Raw genomic sequence first — 1,290 nt, forward strand, 5'->3', positions numbered from 1 at the left:
GCCGTTCTCCGCCTGCCGAAGGGCAAAGGCGATCTGTTCATTCGTAAAGCGCTTGCGAGGCATGGCATCCACCCTCCTTCAGGGTTCAGGATGCCCGAAAACCTTGCGCTCAGCGCGGACCAGTTTGCTGGGCCAGGGTCAAACTTCGTCGTAGCGATCGAGCAGGTTGGTCACGCTGCGTTCGGCGATGGGCACGCTGCGATCACGCAGGATCGCGTGGATCTCCGGCACTGGCGATGATCGCGGTGGCGCAAGGCGTCGACCAGTGCCATCACGTCGAGGCCGAAATCCTGCTGAGGCAGCGCCAGGGCGCCTTCGGTTACCGGGCGGTAGGGCTTGCGGAAGCGGGCACAGCCTTCCGCCTCGCTGCAGCGGATCTTCAAACGCAGACGTTGCGTGCCCGAAAGCGTCACCAGCGTGCGGCGGTTCCCGTAGCGGATCCGCATGCTCCGGCCGCAAGCCGGATAATCCCGCCGAGCCGGCTGAAGCACCCGCTCCACATCCGGTGTTCGCGATTGCCTTCGCGACATCCCGCGCCTCCAAAAAGGCGCCCCTAGAACCAAACCTACCAGACAGCCAGCTTTGCCGTCCTACTTTTTTAAAGGCGGCCAGCGTGACCGGGTCCTGAGCATGATGCCGAGGATGGGCCGAGAGCTTGCGGAAGCCCAGCGCCTTGACAACGCGGCCGACCGAACTCTCGTCCAAGCTTACCCCAAAGTTGGTCTGGATCCAGGTCGCTAGGTCCTTCAACTGTCGGTGCACGACGCCGTCCCGGTCCGGATCGGGGCCGCGCTCCACGAGGGCGGCGAGCGCCTGGCGCTGCTCGGGGCTCAGCTTCGGCGCCTTGCCCGATGCCTTGCCGTCGATCAGCCCGTCCGGCCCCTACGCATCGAAGGCCAGGACCCAATCGCGCACCGTGTGAAGGCCCACCGCCCCGATCCGGCCGGCGTCCGTGCGGCTCCCGCCGTCGTAGATCTCCGCCAGTGCCAACAGACGCCGGCTCTGGCTAGCATTCCGACTCGCCTTCCAACCCTCGTAGGTCGGCAGCGGCAAAATCCCCCCCGCAGCGGAATGGAAGCGGACATGGCAAACCTCCGGTTCGCTCTATCGAATCAGATCCGCCGACGCTGCGAACCCCCGTAAGTCCGACTTATACCAATCGACGCTGAGGGTGACTCACGGGGTTTCGTTGCGTGGGCGGATCTGATTCGATGAGGCGAACCGGGAGGGTTTGCCATGTCGGCTGCGGTGGCGTTGCGGCAGGATTTCACGGCCGATGATCTGCGGAGG

The 1,290-nt window shown here is 65.0% G+C and carries 2 pseudogenes; both read right to left on the reverse strand.

The features are described 5' to 3' along the window. Nucleotides 1–141: 141 nt before the first annotated feature. Nucleotides 142–446, reverse strand: a pseudogene (locus MKK70_RS04235) (ISNCY family transposase); the annotation flags it as partial. Between the two features lie 148 nt (nucleotides 447–594). After that, nucleotides 595–1,085 (reverse strand): annotated as a pseudogene (locus MKK70_RS04240) (helix-turn-helix domain-containing protein); the annotation flags it as partial. Nucleotides 1,086–1,290: the final 205 nt, after the last annotated feature.

Origin of the sequence: Methylobacterium sp. E-041 (assembly GCF_022829665.1) — a bacterium.
In the GTDB taxonomy this organism is placed as follows: Bacteria; Pseudomonadota; Alphaproteobacteria; order Rhizobiales; family Beijerinckiaceae; genus Methylobacterium.